Origin of the sequence: Rheinheimera soli (genome assembly GCF_031457405.1) — a bacterium.
In the GTDB taxonomy this organism is placed as follows: Bacteria; Pseudomonadota; Gammaproteobacteria; order Enterobacterales; family Alteromonadaceae; genus Pararheinheimera; species Pararheinheimera soli_A.
In genome coordinates, this window is the sequence record NZ_JAVDWR010000011.1 from 99,284 (window position 1) to 117,125 (window position 17,842).

Sequence of the window (17,842 nt, forward strand, 5' to 3'; positions counted from 1 at the left end):
ATGCAAAACTATAAAACTATTACTACCTCATTAAACGCAGCCGGTGTTGCGGAACTCGTGCTGAACCGCGCCGAAGTGCATAACGCTTTTGACGACAGCATGATTGGCGAGCTGATTCATGCCTTAAAAAACCTGGCCGCTAACCCAGCTGTACGGGTGTTGTTGCTGAAATCCACTGGTAAAAACTTCAGTGCAGGTGCCGATCTGAACTGGATGCGCTCTATGGCTGAGAAAAACTACCAGCAGAATTTAGAAGATGCCGGCCAGTTAGCAGAGTTGATGCGCCAGTTGGATTGCTTCCCTGCCCCAACCATAGCTTTAGTACAAGGTGCAGCTTTTGGTGGTGCTTTGGGTTTAGTCTCCTGCTGCGACATAGCCCTTGCCGAACAAGGTGCCAGCTTTTGTTTAAGCGAAGTGAAAATTGGTTTAATACCAGCCGTGATCAGCCCCTACGTGATGCGCGCTATTGGCGAACGTGCCAGCCGCCGTTACTTCTTAACGGCTGAACGTTTTGATGCTGATACAGCCTTGAATTTAGGCTTAGTGCATCAGTTGGTAGAAGCTGGTGGCCTTGCAGATGCGGCAGAACATTTTGTTGGCATTTTGCTGAACAACAGCCCAGCAGCTTTGCGCTGCGCTAAAGAATTGATGGCCGCTGTGAATCATCAGCCTATTAATCAGCAGCTTATAGACAGCACTTCAGCCCGTATTGCCGCTATTCGGGTCTCAGCTGAAGGTCAGGAAGGCTTAACTTCCTTTTTACAAAAACGTACTCCGGCCTGGATCCGGTCAGAATAAGGAAAAACAGACTGATGTTTCGCAAAATTTTGATCGCCAACCGGGGCGAAATCGCCTGCCGTGTGATAGAAACAGCCCATAAACTGGGTATTCGTTGTGTGGCTGTGTATTCAGAAGCCGACGCCAATGCCCGTCATGTGCATATGGCCGATGAAGCTTTTTTATTAGGTCCGGCGCCAAGTAAAGAGTCCTATTTACGGGCTGATAAAATTCTGGAAATCGCCAAATTAAGTGGCGCCGAAGCTGTGCACCCTGGTTATGGCTTTTTATCAGAAAATGAAGGTTTTGCAGAGGCTTGTGCCAAAGCCGGTGTGGTTTTTATTGGCCCTCCTGTATCCGCCATAGCTGCTATGGGCAGCAAAAGTGCCGCCAAAGAGATTATGACCAAAGCCGGTGTGCCTTTAGTACCGGGTTACCATGGTGACAATCAGGACCCCGCCTTTTTACAGCAACAAGCTGATTTAGTGGGCTACCCGCTGCTACTAAAAGCCGCTTATGGCGGTGGTGGCAAAGGTATGCGTGTGGTCTGGAATAGCAGCGAATTTGCTGAAGCCCTGGCAGGTGCCAAACGTGAAGCCTTAAACGGCTTTGGCAATGACAAAGTGCTGATGGAACGCTACCTGACTAAACCCCGTCATGTTGAAATTCAGGTCTTTGCCGACAGTTTTGGTAATGCGGTGTATTTAGCGGAGCGCGACTGCTCTATTCAGCGCCGTCACCAAAAAGTGATTGAAGAAGCACCAGCACCAAATTTCAGCGCAGAGCAGCGCAAAGCTATGGGTGAAGCTGCAGTCAAAGCCGCTCAGGCTATTGCCTATCAGGGTGCTGGTACTGTTGAATTTTTATTTGATGAAGACGGCTCATTCTACTTTATGGAAATGAATACCCGTCTGCAGGTCGAACACCCGGTGACAGAAATGATCACAGGTCAGGATCTGGTGAAGTGGCAGTTATTAGTTGCCAGTGGCCAGCCTTTGCCTTTGACTCAGGACCAAATCACTATTGATGGCCATGCTATTGAAGTACGGGTTTATGCGGAAGATCCGGATCATGACTTCCTGCCTGCCACAGGTAAACTGACCTATTTACGCCAGCCAGAGCAAAGCCGTTATGTGCGGGTGGATACAGGTGTGGTGGAAAACGATGAGGTCTCGCCTTTTTACGATCCTATGATTGCCAAGCTGATTGTCTGGGATGAAAACCGCGATCGCGCCATAGCCCGTATGTTGCGTGCTTTGGATGATTACCGTATTGCTGGTGTGAAAAACAACCTGAATTTTTTAACCCGTTTAGTCGAACAACCTGCTTTTGCCAAAGCAGAGCTGGATACGCATTTTATTGAACGGCATAAAGAGTCCTTGTTTGCGCCAGGTCAGTCTGAAACCGAACAAGCCACTTTATTAGCTGCACTTTATTTGCTGCTGAAAGAACGTTCAGACACAACCAACGATCAAAGCCCATGGGCCTTGTGTTCAGGCTGGCGCTTAAATGAAGTCTCCACTGTGTCTTTCCCGCTGATTTACCAGGATGAAGCCCGTCTGGTCAGCATCAGCTCTGAAGGAAAAGCGCTCAGCTTAACCCAACAAGGAGTGATCACCCCTGCCACTGCCAGCTTACATGCCGATGAACTGCAGGCTAATTTAAATGGCCACAGAGTCAAAGTACGGGTTAGCCAGTATAAGGATACGGTGTCGGTTTTTATAAAACATCATCGATATGACTTTATTTACCAGACTCAAGTGCAGACCCAGGTCGACGACAGCGCAGCAGCTGGCAGCCTGACGGCACCAATGAACGGTACTATAGTCGCAGTGATGGTAGAAAAAGGTGCGGTCGTCAGTGCTGGCCAGACGCTTTTAGTGATGGAAGCGATGAAAATGGAATACAGCATCAAGGCGCCTAAAGATGGTGTGGTCAATCAGCTGTTTTATGCCGCTGGTGATTTAGTCAAAGACGGTGCTCAGTTGGTGGACTTTACGGCTGCGGAATAACGCAGCCCCTTTTAAGGAAAGATGCATGTCACTGATACTAAACCCAGAACATACAGCAGCTTTGCCAAAAGCCGTGCGACTTGTCGAAGTAGGTCCACGCGATGGTCTGCAAAATGAAAAAGCTGTATCGCTGGAGGCCAAAGTTGAGCTGGTGAACCGCCTTGCAGAAACTGGCTTGCGCACTATTGAAACCGGCGCTTTTGTCTCCCCTAAGTGGGTGCCGCAAATGGCCGATTCAGCCGCTGTGTTCGCACACATCAAACGTAAGACCGATGTCAGTTATGCGGCTCTTACGCCCAATCTGCAAGGTTATGAAGCAGCCAAAGCAGCAGGAGCTACTGAAGTGGCCGTATTTGGTGCTGCTTCAGAGGCTTTTACCCAAAAAAACATCAACTGCAGCATAGCTGAAAGCCTGGAGCGTTTTGTCCCTGTGATGGCGCGCGCTAAGCTGGATGGCATCAAGGTTCGGGGTTATGTCTCTTGTGTGGTCGGCTGCCCTTATCAGGGTGAGGTAACTCCTGCTGAAGTAGCCCGGGTTGCTAAAGCACTGCTGGAGATGGGCTGCTACGAAATATCATTAGGTGACACCATAGGCGTTGGCACTCCATCTAAAGTGAATGCCATGCTCGATGCTGTGCTGGCTGTAGTGCCGGTACAACAACTGGCTGTGCATTTTCACGACACTTATGGTCAGGCGTTAAGTAATATTTACGCGGCGCTGCAACGCGGAATTGCTGTAGTAGACAGTTCAGTCGCAGGTTTAGGCGGCTGTCCTTATGCTGCCGGAGCGTCAGGCAATGTTGCCACTGAAGAAGTGGTGTATTTACTGAACGGCCTTGGCATCCATAGCGGTGTTGATTTACAACAGCTGGCTTCAATTGGCTGGTTTATCAGCGAGCAGTTGGGCAAAGCGCCTAGTTCTAAAGTAGGATTGGCGCTGAAGGCCAAATGCCAGCAGAATTAATGATTGATAGCATCTTTTAAGGATACAAAATGGCAGGGTTTAATAAAGTTGTGACCAGCTACGAAGAAGCGCTGGCAGGCCTGACTGACGGTATGACAGTGATAGCCGGTGGTTTTGGTTTATGTGGTATTCCGGAAGGCCTGATTGCTCAGATCAAAAAAATGGGCACCCGTGATTTAACAGTGGTTTCCAACAACTGTGGGGTCGATGGTTTTGGTTTGGGTGTGCTGTTAGAAGAGCGCCAAATCAAAAAGATGGTCGCCTCTTATGTTGGCGAAAATGCCTTGTTTGAAAAGCAGCTGCTGTCTGGTGAACTCGAAGTTGTGTTAACACCTCAAGGCACGCTGGCTGAAAAAATCCGTGCTGGTGGCGCTGGTATTCCGGCCTTTTACACCGCAACAGGCTACGGCACTCCTGTAGCTGATGGCAAAGAAACCCGTGAAATTAATGGCCGCAACTATGTACTGGAAGAGTCCATCACAGGTGATTTTGCCATAGTTCGCGCCTGGAAAGCTGACCGTTATGGCAATCTGGTATTCCGCCATACCTCAATGAACTTCAACCCTATGGCTGCGACTGCAGGCAAAATTACTGTGGCTGAAGTGGAAGAAATTGTTGAGCCGGGTGAACTGGAGCCAAGCCAAATTCACACACCAGGTATTTATGTGCAACGTGTGATCAAAGCCAGCTTTGAAAAACGCATTGAACGTCGTATGGTCCGTCAGGCTTAAGGAGCACAGCAAATGGCATTATCACGTGAACAGGTCGCTATGCGGGTGGCTCAGGAATTACAGGACGGTTATTACGTCAATTTAGGTATTGGTATCCCTACATTAGTGGCGAACTATGTACCTGCCGGTATTGAAGTGATGCTGCAGTCGGAAAACGGTTTATTAGGTATGGGCCCCTACCCAACCGAAGCTGAATTAGATGCAGATATGATCAATGCCGGCAAAGAAACGGTGACAGCTATTAAAGGCGCGGCTATTTTCAGCTCAGCCGAAAGCTTTGCCATGATCCGTGGCGGCCATGTGGATTTAACAGTTCTGGGCGCTTTTGAAGTGGATCAAAACGGCAATATCGCCAGTTGGATGATCCCAGGCAAATTGGTCAAAGGCATGGGTGGTGCTATGGATTTGGTTGCAGGCGCACAAAACATTATTGTCACTATGACTCACGCTGACAAATACGGCAGCTCCAAGCTACTGGATAACTGTACTTTGCCTTTGACTGGCGTGAACTGTGTGAAAAAGATTGTAACGGATTTAGCTGTGCTGGAAATAAGAGACGGCGCCTTCCATTTACTGGAACGCGCGCCAGGCATCAGCGTAGAGGAAATTCAGCAAAAAACTGCGGGTAAGTTAGTTGTTTCGGGTGATATTCCGGAAATGCAGTTCTGATTTAAAACTAATGGTAGAGTCGGAGCCTAAGCTCCGGCTCTAACGAAATGCCTTGGCCTGTAAGCCTGCACCAGCATTATCCCTGTTAATATCGCCACTAATTAAGGCGATCGCATTTTTAGTGCTGACCACTGTCACTTTGTCGATATGACCAATCAACATTACAAAAGCTGTCTGCTGATTAGCTAACCTGTACCAACCTACTTTGTAATTAGGAAGGTTGATGGCGTTTACTGCAACTTCAGGTTTAAACTCACCCAGTTCTTCACAAACTACTACTGAAACTTTACTTTGTGCAGAGTGGATATCATCAATCTTCGTTTTATATAAACCCGCTTTCAGCTCCAGAGCGTTGTCAGTCATTAACAAAGTGTTATCACTGAACTTCAGACTCAGTAGTAAAAAACACAAAGTACAACAGCTGAAAACCCATAAGGATTGTCTTAACAAAAGGGGTTTAAAATACACCAGAGCTGATAAAACCAAAGCCGGAAGCAGCACACAAACAATAAAAAGCAGCGCATAAAGATGCCAGCCGATCTCAGATAAATACATTTAATTTACTTTCATCAATGAATTGGCCACATGATAATAGCACAAATCAAACTTTACCCGACTTATTTGTTAAACATTGTTAAATATTTAGTAGCTTTACTAGTCAGGCTGCCGATCCTTGCTGTTCTGCCGACACAGGACAACAGTGGATCTGAGGTTCAAACATAAATTTTTGCCGATATGCCTTAGGTGTCAGGCTGGTGTAATGCACAAATAACTTACGAAAAGATGAGATATCTTCGTAGCCTACCTGTTGCATAATTTCTTCTGCGGTCCACAAGGTATTTTCCAGCAAGGACTTTGCCCTCTCAATACGTAAACGCTGCAGATAAGCCATAGGCGTTTCGTCCAGATGTTGCTTAAACCGCCGGATCAAAGTACGGGGTGTCATGGCAAAAGTTTCAGCTAGTTGCTCCAGGCTAAGAGGTTCTGCAAGATGAGCCTGCAAGTACTGCTGAATTTCAGCCAACTTAGCGTCTTTATGTTGTGGTGCCAATTGCAGTGACAAATAGGGTAACTGTGAAGTCCGGTTAGGATCCGTCAACATAATCTTTGCCATTTGCTGAGCAAAAGCAGTGTCCATACAAAGTTCGACAAAACGCAGGCACAAGTTCAGGTAAGAGGTGGTAGCGCCGCCAGTTAAGATGCTTTGCTGCTGCACCACCAGTTGTTGCAGATCCAGTTTGACTTGCGGAAACATCTGGCGGAAATAGTCTTTAAAAAACCAGACAGAAGTGGATTGCAAACCGTCTAGCAAACCAGTGCCGGCCAAAGCAAAAGTACCATTGCAAAAAGCTCCCAGCCATTTGCCTTGCTGCAACATCAATTGCAATTTTGCTTTGTAAGGATGCAATTCCTGACTGACACGCAGCAGATCCTTTGAGTTGTACGCATAGAAACCCGGGATCAACAAAATATCAATTTGACTGAAATCTGCAGTTTCAACCTTAATGGTAAAAGGTCCATGCTGTAATTCTGCTTGTGGACCCATTAACACAGTGTCAAATAGCAGTTGATCACTGTGTTGTATCAGTTGCCAGTATTTATTACAAAAGGTAAAAAAATCAATCACCCCTGTCACACTGCTCATCACTACGTCTTGATTCACCCAAATGCCAATGCGTTTCATATTGTCACTTACCACCTCAATTACGTCATTAGTGACACTTTAGACCTGTTTAACCCCAGAGTAAAGTAGCAGCATCAATAACAGGAGGTGGTTATGTTTCAACTATCAAAACGCACAACAGTGTTGGCTTTATTGGCTCTGGTCTGGGCTATGGTGGTGGGGTTGGCATGGCAAATACAGCCGGATCCTTTGCTGCATCTGGTGCAAATTCCGATATTACTGGTGCTTACCTTAGGTTTGGCCAGCACCAGCCTGGATGATTAGCTTTTTGATGAGGCTTTGCGTTGCAATACAGTCAGCAAACTGGAGGTATCCCAACGACCGCCGCCCATCGCCTGAACCACAGAGTAAAACTGGTCGACTAAAGATGTCAGAGGCAAAGTAGCACCGTTGAGACGGGCTTCATTTAAGGTGATGGCTAAATCTTTACGCATCCAGTCAACGGCAAAACCAAAGTCGTATTTGCCTTGCAGCATAGTGGAACCACGGTTTTCCATTTGCCAGGACTGAGCTGCCCCTTTGCTGATGGTGTCCAAAACAGCCTGACCATCTAATCCGGCTTGCTGGGCAAAATGCATAGCCTCAGCCAGGCCTTGTACTACGCCGGCAATACAAATTTGATTGACCATTTTGGCCAGTTGACCGGAGCCTGCAGGCCCTAATAAACGGGCACTACGGGCGTATTTCATCAGCGTGGTTTCAGCTTTTGCAAACTCAGCGGCTTCCCCGCCCAGCATAATAGTCAGTAAGCCATTCTGAGCACCAGCCTGACCACCTGATACAGGTGCATCTAAAAAACCTATGCCTTTTGCTTTGCAGGCCAGAGCCAGTTCACGGGCTAAATCGGCTGAGGCTGTGGTGTGATCAATCAATAAAGAACCAGGCACCATAGAGGCTAAAACCCCCTGCTCACCATAGACGACAGAGCGCACATCATCATCGTTACCTACACATAACATCACCAGATCAGCACCTGTGGCCGCTTCTGCCGGAGTGGATGCACAAGTACCTCCATACTGCTGCACCCAATCCAGCGCCTTCTGCTTTGTTCTGTTATAGACACAAAGCTGCTCGCCTTTTTGCTGTAAATGCCCGGCCATAGGAAAGCCCATAACACCCAAACCAATAAAGGCTACTTTTTGTTGTGATAAATTTGACATAATTTTGACTTATTTCTGTGACAGACTTGAATGCCAAGAAGCTTACTAGAATCAGGGCCTCTGACGCAAAAGCATCAGACGAGTTGCAGAAAAGGACAGTTATGCCAAAGGTTCACCATTTTAAAGTGAAGGACAGTCAGGGCGAGGATGTTGATTTAGCCCAATACAGGGATAAAGTGGTGCTGATTGTCAACACGGCCAGTCAGTGTGGTTTTACCCCGCAGTATCAGGAGCTGGAAGCCTTATATCAGCAGTACAAGGATCGTGGCTTTGTTGTATTAGCCTTTCCCTGTAATCAATTTGGTGCCCAGGAGCCGGGGTCCAACGCAGAAATACAGCAATTTTGTCAGCTGAATTATGGTGTTAGTTTTCCGGTTTTTGGCAAAGTACAGGTCAATGGTCTGGATTCAGACCCTTTGTTTGAATATCTGAAAGATCAGGCCCGTGGTTTAATGAAAACCCGCGCTATTAAATGGAACTTCACTAAGTTTTTAGTCAATCGCGAGGGAGATGTTGTCAAACGTTATGCCCCACGCACTAAGCCTTCCAGCCTGCATCAGTCGGTTGAAGAAGTACTGAACAGCTGATGCTTTGATTAAAAACAATATAGACAGCGACTTTTTGCGTTACTCTGAGTTTCGGATCAATATGCAAGGAGCCTCAAAATGAAAGTCGCCGTCTTTAGCGCGAAAAAATACGATCAGACAAGTTTTGCTGATTGGGCAGACCCAAGCCTTGAGTTCAGCTTTTTTGATGGTCCACTGGATCCACAAAGCGCTAAATTAACCCAGGGTTATGCTGCCGTCTGTGTTTTTGTAAATGACGATCTGTCTGCACCAGTGCTTACTGAATTGAAAGCTGCGGGAGTGGGCATGATAGCCTTACGCTGCGCTGGTTTTAATAATGTCGATGTGGCTGCGGCCAAAGAGCTTGACCTGCGGGTTGCCCGCGTTCCCGCTTACTCACCTGAAGCTGTCGCAGAACACACAGTGGCGATGATCCTGTGTTTAAACCGTAAACTACATAAAGCTTACAACAGAGTGCGGGATGATAACTTTGCGCTTGATGGCTTATTGGGTTTTAATCTGCATGGTAAAACTGCAGGGCTGGTCGGTACAGGCCGTATAGGAGCGGCCACGGCTAAAATTCTGCTTGGATTTGGTATGGAGCTGCTCTGTTACGATATTCAGGTAAATGATGAACTGGTCAAAGCCGGTGTACGTTATGTGCCTTTGGAAGAGCTTTGGACAAAATCAGATCTGATCAGCCTGCATTGTCCGTTAAATCCTCAAACTCAGCATATGATCAACGCTGATAGCCTGGCACTGATGAAAGACGGTGTCATGTTGATCAACACCAGCAGAGGTGGCTTAATAGATACCAAAGCCGTGATTAAAGCGCTGAAGAGCCGCAAGATTGGTCATTTAGGTCTGGATGTCTATGAGCAGGAAGCCGATCTGTTTTTTCAGGATTTATCCGGACAACTGATAGAGGATGAAGTATTTAAACGTCTACTGACTTTCCCCAATGTATTGATCACCGGACACCAGGCGTTTTTCACGCAGGAAGCTTTACAGCAAATTTGTCAGGTTACCAGTGATAATCTGCTGGCTTTTAAGGCCAACAGATTAAGTGGCAACGAATTGTGATCAAGGGCGGGTTTGATGCCCGCCCCCAAATTATTGTTTTAATTGACGTTCAAAAAACGCAGTAATGGTTTTATGTAAATGGGTTTGCACCGGCTGACCAAACATAGAGTGCTTGCTGCCCGGGTAATCCATACTTTCAAATAATTTACCCTGTTGCTGTAATTCAGAGTACAACTTGGTACTGTGGGTAAAAAGCACGTTATCGTCTGCCATACCATGGTAAATCAGCAGGTTGCCCTGATAATCTTTCACATAAGGAAAAACTGAGCTTTGCTCGTAACCGTCTTTATTGCTTGCCGGATGACCTAAGTAACGTTCAGTGTAATGGGTGTCATACAAAGCCCAATCGGTCACAGGGGCACCTGCTACACCAGCTTTAAAATAATCCCCGGCTTTAAACATCGCCATAATAGCCATATAACCACCATAGCTATGGCCATAAATGCCAATACGCGTTGCATCGACATAAGGTAAAGTCCGCAGATACTCAACACCGGTCATTTGATCAACAAGCTCAATATCGGCCAGTTTTTTATAAATCGGGTCCTCAAAAGCTTTACCACGATTTTCTGAGCCTCTGTTATCCAACTGAAATACCACATAACCATTTTGTGCCAGATACTGGAAATACAGATCCCTGGCACTCCAGCTATTGGTTACACGCTGTGCACCTGGCCCAGCATAGACCCCTACTACAACAGGGTATTTTTTGCCCTTTTTAAGCTGTTTTGGTTCAAATATACGGTAATGTAAGGTCTGGCCATCTTTTGCTGTTAAGGTACCAAAACGCGGTTTAACCAAAGCATCTTTAAATGGAGCTAATGGATGAGAACCGCTGACATCATTGCTTTCCAGTACAGTCAGCACTTTGCCGTCCACAGTCTTAAGTTCAACTTTGGTTGGCTGTAGTACGCTGGAATAGCTGTCAATAAAACTTTGACCTGTTTCAGCCATAACCACTGCATGCGAAAAATCGGCCTGAGTTAAACGCTTAGCCTCGCCCCCTTTGACCGGTACTGAATACAGATGACTTTCGAGCGGTGTATCTTTGCGGCCAGAAAAATAAATCATGCCTTGCGTTTCGTTGATCGCTTCTATTTTATTAACAACCCAGTCACCCCGGGTCAACTGACGCACCAAAGTGCCATCCAGTTTATACAAATACAAATGTTTATAACCATCCCGCTCCGACGCCCAGACAAAATGTTGCTTATCTTTTAAGAAATGCAAATCGTCATTTAAGTTAAGCCAGGTTGAACTTTGTTCTTTTAACAGTACTTTGGTGTGGCCGGATGGCAATTCAACAGAACGCAATTCCAGTTGCTGTTGATCACGGCTTTGCCATTGATAGGTTAACAAAGAGGCTGTTTTACTCCAGTTCACCCGAGCCAGGTAAATATCCTGCTCTTTGCCTAAATCCAGCCACTGCACTTGAGGCTGTTCAATCGCCACAACGCCCAGCTTTACCTTCACATTGGCTGTGCCGGTAAAAGGATAGCGCTGATTAAAAAGCTTGATTTCGTCGGCATAAATTTCATTGCGCACGGCTTCAGCTACAGGCGATTCATCAATCTGGCTAAAGGCAATTTTACTGTCATCAGGTGCCCACCAATAACCTGTCATTCGCCCCATTTCTTCCTGAGCAACAAATTCAGCCATACCATTTTTTATCAGACCTTTGCCATCTGTGGTTAATTGGCTTTCTTTGCCTGATTTGAGGTCCAGTACAAAAATATTTTGCTCACGGATAAAAGATACATAGCGGCCTTTGGGCGATATTTGTGCATCGGTTTCAAAGGCTTCAGTGTTTGTTAACTTGCGGGCTTTTTGGCTGGCTAAATCGTAATAATACAAGTCGCCATTCAGCGGAAACAGCAAGGCGTTACCATCTTTGGACCAGCTATAGCTGATAATACCGCTGGCAAATAAGCGTAAACGCTCACGCCTGGCTTTTTCTTCATCTGACAGCAACTCAGGACCACTAAACAATTGATTTGAATCAACTAAAAGGCTGTGCTTACCTGTTTTTATCTGATATTGCCACAAATCCAGCCTGTTAGCGTCTGTTTCTTTGCCTTTGAGGTAAGTCACACGACTGCCATCAGGCGAAAAGCTTAAAGAACGAGGAGCAGTGCCGCTTAATGCGGGTTCAGCGAACAAACGTTCCAAAGGTAAGGTGGCATTTGCATAAGCTGTCGCTGAAAGTAGCAGTGTTGCTAAAGCAGCCGGAGTAAGAAGTTTTTTCACCAGTGAAGATCCTTGATTTAAATAACCACCCTATCTGAATCGACTTTGAGAAAAACAGCAAGTCGGATCCGACATTTTTCATTTATTTAGGTTCAAATTTTTCGTTAATTTTGCGAAAAAAAGCGATAAAAACCAGTGAAAGCACCAGCTTGGTGCGGCGACTTACCAAAATGGAGCGCTCAATTAACATGAAATCACGATAGACAAACAAAAGTTTTTCAAATATGGTCTGTACAGAGCTCGTAGAAAAAAAATGAGCCAACACAAAAATCCAGATGAGAAGGCAACATCCATGAAGAAAGAAATAACCCACTACCATCCAGTTGCTGCCGCTATAAAAATCGCTTTGTGCGGCAGTTTATTGTTCAGTACCTCATTAATAGCTCAGGAAACTTCTGAACCCGCTGCTGAGGCAAAAGCAGAAAATGCAGCAGTTGAAAAAATTGCGGTTATCGGTGCTCGTGGTGCGCCACGTTCTGTAGGTGATTCTGCTGTTCCTGTTGATGTTATAGGCGGCGAAGAATTTTCAAAAACCGGCACCAGCGATATGGTCAGTCTGATGACAGCAGCAGTGCCGTCTTTTAACGTCAGTGCTCAACCTATTAACGATGCCTCAACTCTGATCCGCCCTGCCAACTTACGCGGCTTACCACCAGACAGCACTTTAGTATTAGTTAATGGTAAAAGACGCCACCGTGCTGCTGTAATCACCTTTTTAGGCAGCGGTATTTCTGACGGCTCACAAGGCCCGGATATTTCTGTTATCCCTTCTATTGCTTTAAAACAAGTTGAAATTTTACGGGATGGCGCAGCAGCTCAATATGGTTCAGATGCTATTGCTGGTGTGATTAACTTCCGTTTAAAAGATGCCAATGAAGGCGGTTCTTTTGAAGTAAAAACCGGCCAGTTTTATGAAGGTGACGGCGACTTACGCCAGATTTCAGGCAATATTGGCCTGCCTTTTACCGATAATGGTTTTGCCAATATCAGTGGGGAATTTAAACAGGCTGATCCTACCAGCCGTTCGGTACAACGTGGTGATGCGGCCGCCTCAACAGCTGGAGGTAACCCCTTTATTGCAGATCCAGCTCAGGTATGGGGTTCACCTGAATTTAAAAGGGATGCGAAGTTATTTGCCAATATAGGCCTGGAAGTAGCCAAAGACCGTGAGTTTTATTTATTTACCAACTGGGCAGAACGTGATGTAGAAGGTGGATTTTATTATCGCCACCCTACTACCCGTACTGGAGTTTTCGGTGATGGCGACGGCAACATGTTGATTGGTAATCTGGATCAAACCCAAGGGGATTGCCCAACTATTGCAGCGTCTGACAATTATGCCGCGCTGAGCGCTCAGATAGGTGCTTTACCTGCTCATTGCTTCAGTTTTTTCTCAATGTTGCCGGGTGGTTTTACACCTAAATTTGGTGGTGTTATTACAGACACAGCTATAGCCTCAGGTGTAAAAGGTGAACTGGATTCAGGTTGGGCTTTTGATGCCAGTATGTCCATTGGCCGCAGCGAAGTAGAGTTTTATATCAAAAACACCCTGAATGCATCTTTAGGCGCTAATACTCCACGTGAATTTAGCCCTGGTAAGTATGTGCAGCTGGAAAAAGCAGCCAACTTAGATTTTAACAAACCTTTTGATGTAGATGCCTTACCTTACCCGTTAAACGTGGCAGGTGGTGTCGAATACCGTGATGAAACCTTTGAAATTTATGCCGGTGATGCCGCATCTTTTGAAGTAGGCCCCCTGGCTTCACAAGGTTTTGGTATAGGCTCAAATGGCTTCCCTGGTTTTAAACCAGAAGATGCCGGGTCATTCAATCGTTATAGCTATGCGGCTTATACCGAGTTAGGTGCTGAATTCAGTGATAATTTCCGCATGGACTTTGCGCTGCGCTTTGAAGACTTCGAAGATTTTGGTAATACCACTAATGGCAAAATCACAGCCCGTTATCAGGCCACTGATGAAATTGCTTTCCGTAGTGCTGTCAGCACGGGGTTCCGGGCTCCTACTGTAGGTCAGAGTAACGTACGTAACGTAACGACCAACTTTAGCCCTGCTGGCTTAGTGGATACAGCTACTTTACCTCCAACCCACCCTATATCCATTCAAAAAGGTGGTAAGCCATTAACTCCGGAGAAGTCGGAAAACTTCTCTGTAGGTACTGTGGTTGAAGTTGATGGCTGGTATGTCACTTTGGATTATTTCCTTATCAAAGTAGAAGACAGGATCAGTCAGACTTCGGCTTTGGAGTTAACCGCTGCAGATAAAGCAGCCCTGCTGGCTTTAGGTGTGAATGATGCCAGCAGCTTCACTGATGTAAAATATTTCACCAACGATTTTGATACTACAACACAAGGTCTGGACTTAGTTGCTAACTACAGTTTTGACCTGTGGAATGGTCGTACTGGTTTGGCTTTCGCTTACAACTGGACAGACACGACTGTAGATAGCCACTCTGCCAACATCAGTGATGCCAAAGTGGAGCAGCTGGAACGCGGTTTACCGCGGGTTCGTGGCAGCTTTACGGTTAACCAAAACTATGGTGATTGGAAAGGTTATGTGCGCCTGAATCATTTTGGTGCTTTCTATGAAGACCATTTGGACAGCGGTGTTTTAACCGAACCAGATGGTTTACCTATTGAAGTAGGTTCAGCTATTACGTTCGATGCGGAAGTCAGCTACAGTATCAACGACAGTTATGAAATCAGCGTTGGCGCTCAGAATTTGTTTGACGCTTACCCTGATGAGCATAAATGGCAAGGTGTAGCGGGTTCTAAATACCCAACTACTGCAGTGATGGGCATTAACGGTGGATTCTACTACGTCCGTCTGAACTATAGCTTCTGACAGAAGTGAATAAGCTAAAAAGCCCGGTTTGATACCGGGCTTTTTTATGTCCAAGGACGGACGGTATGTCGCAACTATCGGGGTGATAACGGTCTTTCGAAATGCCAACAATTTGGCATTTCGCCGTTATCACGCTTTCGCCTCTGGCGCAGGCCGGATGCTTGTTGCGACGATGTCCACCCATGATATTCAACATCCCCCCCTCCGATTTAGTCATTGCAGATCTGGTATGACCATGGCAAAGTGCATTCAGGTTTAGATACAAAAGACAAAAGATGGACTTAATTCCCTGGAGCTACGCTACACAACACGGTTTTACCTTAAGAGGATTTTACACTTGTCCCAGTGGCAAACCTGTGTTGCATATTTTGCATGGCAACGGTTACTGCAGCCGGATGTACCAACCCTTTTTAGCTCAGCTAGTTCCCTATTTTGATTTATTTTTATCCGACGCTCAGGGTCATGGCGATAGCGACCATGGCGGCGCTTTTATTGGCTGGAATCAAAGTGCAGATCTGGCTCTTGATGCCTGGCTGGCGCACAAAGACTTATTTGCTGATGCCCCCTGTTATGCTGTTGGACATAGTTTTGGGGGTGTATTAACAGCACTGATTAACAGTAAAACAACCAGTCCATTTGATGCAGTAGTTTTACTTGATCCGGTGTTGTTTACACCTGGGATGCTGACACTGATGCAAACTCTGGATTGGCTGGGCTTATACAAAAAAAATCCAATGGCTAAAAAGGCGCTTAACCGCCGCCAGCATTGGCCTGATAAAGATTCTGCTTATACCTACTTACACCAAAGAGGTATGTTTAAAAACTGGCAGGATGATGCGCTGGCAAGTTACATCGATCATGCCTTGTATCATAGTAATGACGGGCTGGAATTAAAATGCAAAGCTGAGCGTGAAGCCGAAATATTTGGCTCTTACCCAAAACAGCTCTGGTTTCAGTTAAAGCAGCCCTGTAGCCCTACTCTTCTGATTTATGGCAACAAAACCTACCCATTTGTCAGCAAGTCGGCAGAAAAATGGCGTAAATTAAATCATTCTGTTCAGCTGCATAAGCTAACTGGTGGTCATTGTTTTATGCAGGAAAATCCAAAAGAAAGCTCGGGGTTGATCCGGGACTTTCTGTTACCACAGCAAAAGAACGAAATATGACAATTTTTAATCAGTAATACCATTCGACTGTCTGCACAGTTGCTTTATAATGGCGCCAATTTTCTCCGGATCCAGATAAATATGAAACATAGTTTTATTGTAAGTGCTGTATTGCTGGCTTTGGCTGGTTGTAGCCAATTGCCTCAGCAGACGCCAGCTCCCATTAAGGAAGTCAGTGAACCTGTGGTCGCTGCAGAACCTGATTTAGTCGAAAATGAAGTCTTAAATGACAACATAGCTCAGGCACAAGCGACTGATTTTGGTCATATTTTTATCGACCGGGATATGAGTTTTACTGGCACTTTACCTTGTGAAGGCTGCCCGGGCATAAAATATCATGTAAATTTGTTCCAGGATGGCAAGTTTGAAGCCCGTCAGGAATTTATTGATCAGCATGAAGTAAATCTGGTGAAAGGCACCTGGTTACTGGAAGGCCGGGTGATCCATCTGATGTCTCAGCAGGCAAAAATTCCGTCGTTCCAGTTTGCCAGCAATAACAAAGTTGTATTATTGGATGAAGCTGGTAAACCTGTAGTGTCTAAAGATAACTATGAGTTGGTGCGCTCCAATGATTTTATTAAACTTGACACCAGTATGCAGATGCTAGGTATGTATCAGGTTATTGATAATAATGCTTTTTTCACCTCATGTAGCAATGGTGAAAAATCATCTGTTGCCATGACTCAGCATCATATCCCTATGCTGCGTAATTACCAGACAGACAAAAATCTGAACGGAAAAGCAGTCATTGCCACTATGGTTGCGCGCCAAAGCCCAAAAGAAGACAAGATGTTGTTTGTCGAAAAGTTTGAACAATTTTGGCCCGGAGCAACCTGCCCTGACAAATTGAATCTTGCCAAGGTACAAGGTATTGTCTGGCGGGTAGAGCGAGTGAAATATATCCAGGTACCACAACAATACAACTTACGTATGCTGTTTAATGATAATGCCAAACTCTATGGTTTTTCTGGCTGTAATGTCTTTAATGCAAGCTACAGTCAAAGTTCTAACTTATTGAAAGTAAACCCTTTAGTTAGCACTAAGAAGTACTGCGCTCAAAGTAATTACTATGAGTCAAACTTTACTCAGCACTTACAGATGGCGGATCGAATTGAATTAAATGGTGATAAGTTACAACTTTTCCATAACAACGAAGTTGTGGTTGAAATGAGACCTGCGCTTAATTAATATTCTGGTGCCTTTGTGATGTCATTGATGTCACAAAGGCTCAGTTTTATCAATATTCCCTTCTGTAACATCCCTTATCGCTTGCTGATTTCTGTCTGTATCTAGCCGTATCGCAAATTCACAATGGTCCTGCTGTAACCAGAATACCGTATTGATCAACCGTCTTTGTTGGCTCCACTGCCCTTTTCTGTAATTCAACCCTGCCCTTGCGCTTAACGTTAAGCTTGGATTACCACCCAGTATGGCGTTTAATAATCGGCTTAAAGCGATGAATACGTTGTTGCTGTAGGTGCGGAGCTGACTTGGCATGAGTTGGCCTTGGAGTTTTGTATTTATTTGGATTGGACTACTTTTGCATGAAAGTGTGTGGGAGGCAATCGTTGAAGAAATTGTTGTGTTAGTGAGCCTGTAGGGGCGTCCCTTGTGGGCGCCCGTTTGGAATGTGAAGAGCGGATTGGTGTTGAATTCGTGGGCGGTGAACTACATTATTGCGGGCATCCAGCCCTCCACCCTTCGGGCCGGCTGCGCCGTTCCAAACTGCTCCAGGCAGTTTGGTCGCATGGGGGATGCCGTACTCGAATGGCTCACCACTAAATTCGAAGTAAATAAAAAAGCCCGCTCACTGAGCGGGGTTCTGTATTTGGGAGCCTGGCGGTGAACTACTCTCGCATGGCATCTGCCACACTACCATCGTCGCGGCTGCGTTTCACTTCTGAGTTCGGAATGGAGTCAGGT

At 45.8% G+C, this 17,842-nt stretch carries 16 protein-coding genes and 1 rRNA gene; 11 read left to right on the plus strand and 6 right to left on the minus strand.

What is annotated here, in order from left to right:
• The 5 genes from J2W69_RS14890 to J2W69_RS14910 are packed head-to-tail and all read left to right on the plus strand — an operon-like array spanning position 1 to position 5,153.
• Positions 1–798 (plus strand): enoyl-CoA hydratase-related protein, encoded by a 798-nt coding sequence (locus J2W69_RS14890; protein ID WP_310279920.1) that lies wholly within the window; start codon positions 1–3, stop codon positions 796–798.
• 14 nt (positions 799–812) lie between these two features.
• Positions 813–2,789: an acetyl-CoA carboxylase biotin carboxylase subunit gene (locus J2W69_RS14895; RefSeq protein ID WP_310279922.1), complete on the plus strand. Its 1,977-nt coding sequence runs from the start codon at positions 813–815 to the stop codon at positions 2,787–2,789.
• A 25-nt stretch (positions 2,790–2,814) separates the two neighbouring features.
• Positions 2,815–3,753, plus strand: coding sequence for a hydroxymethylglutaryl-CoA lyase (locus tag J2W69_RS14900; RefSeq protein ID WP_310279924.1), 939 nt, complete (start codon positions 2,815–2,817; stop codon positions 3,751–3,753).
• Positions 3,754–3,782: 29 nt separating this feature from the next.
• Positions 3,783–4,484: a CoA transferase subunit A gene (locus J2W69_RS14905; RefSeq protein WP_310279926.1), complete on the plus strand. Its 702-nt coding sequence runs from the start codon at positions 3,783–3,785 to the stop codon at positions 4,482–4,484.
• A 12-nt stretch (positions 4,485–4,496) separates the two neighbouring features.
• Entirely contained in the window at positions 4,497–5,153 is a 657-nt protein-coding gene (locus J2W69_RS14910; RefSeq protein ID WP_310279928.1) for a CoA transferase subunit B, read from the plus strand.
• Between the two features lie 39 nt (positions 5,154–5,192).
• Here J2W69_RS14910 and J2W69_RS14915 read toward each other — a convergent pair whose 3' ends face one another.
• Both J2W69_RS14915 and J2W69_RS14920 read right to left on the minus strand, forming a co-directional pair.
• Positions 5,193–5,708, minus strand: coding sequence for a hypothetical protein (locus tag J2W69_RS14915; RefSeq protein ID WP_310279930.1), 516 nt, complete (start codon positions 5,706–5,708; stop codon positions 5,193–5,195).
• 103 nt (positions 5,709–5,811) lie between these two features.
• Positions 5,812–6,837, minus strand: coding sequence for a GlxA family transcriptional regulator (locus J2W69_RS14920; RefSeq protein ID WP_310279932.1), 1,026 nt, complete (start codon positions 6,835–6,837; stop codon positions 5,812–5,814).
• 93 nt (positions 6,838–6,930) lie between these two features.
• Between J2W69_RS14920 and J2W69_RS14925 the strand changes: the two genes are divergently transcribed.
• Positions 6,931–7,101, plus strand: a complete 171-nt coding sequence (locus tag J2W69_RS14925; RefSeq protein WP_008898899.1) for a hypothetical protein — start codon at positions 6,931–6,933, stop codon at positions 7,099–7,101.
• Here J2W69_RS14925 and J2W69_RS14930 read toward each other — a convergent pair.
• Complete coding sequence (locus J2W69_RS14930; RefSeq protein ID WP_310279935.1) at positions 7,098–7,997, minus strand: NAD(P)-dependent oxidoreductase; 900 nt, start codon at positions 7,995–7,997, stop codon at positions 7,098–7,100. The genes J2W69_RS14925 and J2W69_RS14930 overlap by 4 nt on opposite strands.
• Before the next feature lie 101 nt (positions 7,998–8,098).
• Here J2W69_RS14930 and J2W69_RS14935 point away from each other — a divergent pair, with 101 nt between their 5' ends.
• A complete protein-coding gene (locus tag J2W69_RS14935) occupies positions 8,099–8,584 on the plus strand; it encodes a glutathione peroxidase (protein ID WP_310279937.1) in 486 nt (161 codons plus the stop codon).
• Positions 8,585–8,662: 78 nt separating this feature from the next.
• Positions 8,663–9,646: a 2-hydroxyacid dehydrogenase gene (locus J2W69_RS14940; RefSeq protein WP_310279938.1), complete on the plus strand. Its 984-nt coding sequence runs from the start codon at positions 8,663–8,665 to the stop codon at positions 9,644–9,646.
• A gap of 30 nt (positions 9,647–9,676) precedes the next feature.
• On the opposite strand, the gene J2W69_RS14945 is transcribed toward J2W69_RS14940, so the two are convergent.
• A complete protein-coding gene (locus J2W69_RS14945; protein ID WP_310279940.1) occupies positions 9,677–11,893 on the minus strand; it encodes a S9 family peptidase in 2,217 nt (738 codons plus the stop codon).
• A gap of 292 nt (positions 11,894–12,185) precedes the next feature.
• On the opposite strand from J2W69_RS14945, the gene J2W69_RS14950 reads away from it, so the two are divergent.
• The 3 genes from J2W69_RS14950 to J2W69_RS14960 all read left to right on the plus strand — a co-directional run bounded on the left by J2W69_RS14950 (position 12,186) and on the right by J2W69_RS14960 (position 17,107).
• Positions 12,186–14,753 (plus strand): TonB-dependent receptor plug domain-containing protein, encoded by a 2,568-nt coding sequence (locus tag J2W69_RS14950; RefSeq protein WP_310279943.1) that lies wholly within the window; start codon positions 12,186–12,188, stop codon positions 14,751–14,753.
• Positions 14,754–15,028: 275 nt separating this feature from the next.
• Positions 15,029–15,919 carry an alpha/beta hydrolase gene (locus J2W69_RS14955; RefSeq protein ID WP_310279946.1) on the plus strand — a complete coding sequence of 297 codons (891 nt, stop codon included), beginning with the start codon at positions 15,029–15,031 and terminating at the stop codon, positions 15,917–15,919.
• Between the two features lie 81 nt (positions 15,920–16,000).
• On the plus strand, positions 16,001–17,107 hold the full coding sequence (locus tag J2W69_RS14960) for an META domain-containing protein (protein WP_310279948.1): 1,107 nt from the start codon (positions 16,001–16,003) through the stop codon (positions 17,105–17,107).
• A gap of 30 nt (positions 17,108–17,137) precedes the next feature.
• On the opposite strand, the gene J2W69_RS14965 is transcribed toward J2W69_RS14960, so the two are convergent.
• The gene (locus J2W69_RS14965) at positions 17,138–17,416 is read right to left on the minus strand and encodes a hypothetical protein (protein WP_310279950.1); all 279 of its coding nucleotides are present in this window, start codon (positions 17,414–17,416) and stop codon (positions 17,138–17,140) included.
• 337 nt (positions 17,417–17,753) lie between these two features.
• A 5S ribosomal RNA gene (gene rrf / locus J2W69_RS20700) occupies positions 17,754–17,842 on the minus strand; the annotation flags it as partial.

Coding starts and splice junctions, on each gene's coding strand:
- J2W69_RS14940 (WP_310279938.1), top strand. CDS start 8,663: ATGAAAGTCGCCGTCTTTAGCGCGAAAAAATACGATCAGACAAGTTTT.
- J2W69_RS14905 (WP_310279926.1), top strand. CDS start 3,783: ATGGCAGGGTTTAATAAAGTTGTGACCAGCTACGAAGAAGCGCTGGCA.
- J2W69_RS14920 (WP_310279932.1), bottom strand. CDS start 6,837: ATGAAACGCATTGGCATTTGGGTGAATCAAGACGTAGTGATGAGCAGT.
- J2W69_RS14900 (WP_310279924.1), top strand. CDS start 2,815: ATGTCACTGATACTAAACCCAGAACATACAGCAGCTTTGCCAAAAGCC.
- J2W69_RS14915 (WP_310279930.1), bottom strand. CDS start 5,708: ATGTATTTATCTGAGATCGGCTGGCATCTTTATGCGCTGCTTTTTATT.
- J2W69_RS14930 (WP_310279935.1), bottom strand. CDS start 7,997: ATGTCAAATTTATCACAACAAAAAGTAGCCTTTATTGGTTTGGGTGTT.
- J2W69_RS14960 (WP_310279948.1), top strand. CDS start 16,001: ATGAAACATAGTTTTATTGTAAGTGCTGTATTGCTGGCTTTGGCTGGT.
- J2W69_RS14955 (WP_310279946.1), top strand. CDS start 15,029: ATGGACTTAATTCCCTGGAGCTACGCTACACAACACGGTTTTACCTTA.
- J2W69_RS14895 (WP_310279922.1), top strand. CDS start 813: ATGTTTCGCAAAATTTTGATCGCCAACCGGGGCGAAATCGCCTGCCGT.
- J2W69_RS14925 (WP_008898899.1), top strand. CDS start 6,931: ATGTTTCAACTATCAAAACGCACAACAGTGTTGGCTTTATTGGCTCTG.
- J2W69_RS14935 (WP_310279937.1), top strand. CDS start 8,099: ATGCCAAAGGTTCACCATTTTAAAGTGAAGGACAGTCAGGGCGAGGAT.
- J2W69_RS14890 (WP_310279920.1), top strand. CDS start 1: ATGCAAAACTATAAAACTATTACTACCTCATTAAACGCAGCCGGTGTT.
- J2W69_RS14965 (WP_310279950.1), bottom strand. CDS start 17,416: ATGCCAAGTCAGCTCCGCACCTACAGCAACAACGTATTCATCGCTTTA.
- J2W69_RS14910 (WP_310279928.1), top strand. CDS start 4,497: ATGGCATTATCACGTGAACAGGTCGCTATGCGGGTGGCTCAGGAATTA.
- J2W69_RS14950 (WP_310279943.1), top strand. CDS start 12,186: ATGAAGAAAGAAATAACCCACTACCATCCAGTTGCTGCCGCTATAAAA.